We start from the raw sequence: 821 nt of genomic DNA, 5'->3' as shown, positions 1-821 counted from the left end.
GGAGAAAGCCAACCACTTGCTTATCCCAATAGATTGCCATCGGAAACACATCTTCGTTTTTCCGGTAGAGCCATGCATCAGCTAAAGAACGTACATTTGGAGCCACGAAATGTGCTTGTTCATCAGCTTCAGATATTTTCAAATCCAGCACTGCCTAAAAACTGCTCTCATCTACCAATTTCAGTTCAATCATTTTTTCTCCTAGCAAGGTTGCGCAATCAAAACTTGATTTACTTCTTACCTTCTCTCCACTCCCAAGCTATCCAGCACCTCTGGATACAACTTGTACTCAGCCTCGTGAATACGAGCTTCAAAGCTTTCGATAGTATCATCTGCTAGATGTGGCACACGGACTTGCTTGATGACCTTGCCTGTGTCCACACCAGAATCCACCCAGTGAATGGTCACGCCAGACTGGTCAACGCCTGCATTCCAAGCATCCTCAATACCATGAGCTCCTGGGAATTCCGGGAGATAAGCTGGGTGAATATTGATGATACGGCCTTCATAAGCTGCTAGCAAGGTTGGACCGACGATTTTCATGTAGCCTGCGAGGCAGACCAAGTCAATCTGGTGTTCTTCCAAGAGTTCGACAAGTGCTGCTTCGTAGTCTGCCTTGTTCTCAAACTCCTTGAGTTCAAAAGCATAAGACAGGACTCCGAGCTTGTCTGCCCGCTCTAGCACATAGGCGTCACGATGGTCTGAAAAAACAAATTCCACCGGAAATTCTTCGGCAATCACCTGAAAATTTGAGCCGTTACCAGAGGCAAAAACCGCTATTTTTTTCATTTGATGATGACACTTTCGTTTTCTTTCTTGAC

General features: G+C 45.6%; 1 protein-coding gene and 1 pseudogene. Both read right to left on the bottom strand.

All coding sequences use genetic code 11. From position 1 onward, the window contains the following. Positions 1–151: pseudogene (locus GMD4S_RS13090) on the bottom strand (GNAT family N-acetyltransferase); the annotation flags it as partial. A gap of 86 nt (positions 152–237) precedes the next feature. Further along, positions 238–789 carry a phosphoribosylglycinamide formyltransferase gene (purN, locus tag GMD4S_RS09670; protein ID WP_000717482.1) on the bottom strand — a complete coding sequence of 184 codons (552 nt, stop codon included), beginning with the start codon at positions 787–789 and terminating at the stop codon, positions 238–240. Positions 790–821: the final 32 nt, after the last annotated feature.

This window comes from Streptococcus sp. GMD4S, from assembly GCF_000296955.1.
This window is presented reverse-complemented; position numbering and strand designations above follow the sequence as displayed.